General features: G+C 67.2%; 1 protein-coding gene. It reads left to right on the forward strand.

The window, feature by feature from the left end:
* The coding region (locus tag AYR66_RS21180) for a peptidoglycan-binding domain-containing protein (protein ID WP_206047242.1) at positions 1-644 on the forward strand (644 nt) is incomplete at its 5' end.
* Positions 645-810: the final 166 nt, after the last annotated feature.

The raw sequence follows: 810 nt of genomic DNA on the forward strand, positions 1-810 counted from the left end.
GCACGCAGGAGCCGGCGCAGGACATCCTGTCGGAAAAAACCGGCATTACCCGCGCCGGACTGCGCGACGAATCCGATGCAATCCGACAGCTCGCACAACGCTGGAACCTGCCGCTTGCGGAAGGTGATGCCTGCGACGCAATCCGCGCTCACAACGTGCTCTGCCACCGCAGCAACGGCGGCATCGCCGAATTGCGCCAGCTCGACCGGCCCGCGTTGCTCAAGCTGTACGACCAGGCCAACCGGCCGTTCTATGCACTGATCGGCAGCCTGTCCGACACCACTGCACGCCTGCGTGCCGGCGACGCGCGGCAAGACGTCAGCCTGGTTGCCCTGGCAAACCATTTCCGGGGCGAGTTCATCACCCTTTGGCGCGCGCCGCGCGACTTCGACAATGCGGTGCAGGTCGGCGACCGCGGACCGGCCGTCGACTGGTTTGCAGCGCACCTGGCCAAGCTGAGCAGCGCCGATGCGCCGGCCCCCGGCCAGCCCCTGTCTCAGAAAACACTGAAGCAGGTGCGCCAGTTCCAGCAGGCACACGGCTTGTTCGTGGACGGTGTGATCGGTCCACTCACTGCCATGCACATCAATCGCGCTGCCGGTATCGACGAGCCGCGCCTGGCCGAACGCACGCAGGCGGAGTGACGCATGTCCTACATCCTTGAAGCGCTGAAGAAAGCCGAAGCCGAACGCAATGGCGCCGTCACCCGCCCCGGACCGCTGCTGCCGCCGCTGGCTGCATCGGCAAAGCACCGGCCGGCATGGCGACGCCCCTTGCCATGGGCCGCGCTCGCGGCATTGGCGGTGACGC

This window comes from Noviherbaspirillum denitrificans, from assembly GCF_002211445.1.
GTDB lineage: Bacteria > Pseudomonadota > Gammaproteobacteria > Burkholderiales > Burkholderiaceae_D > Noviherbaspirillum > Noviherbaspirillum denitrificans.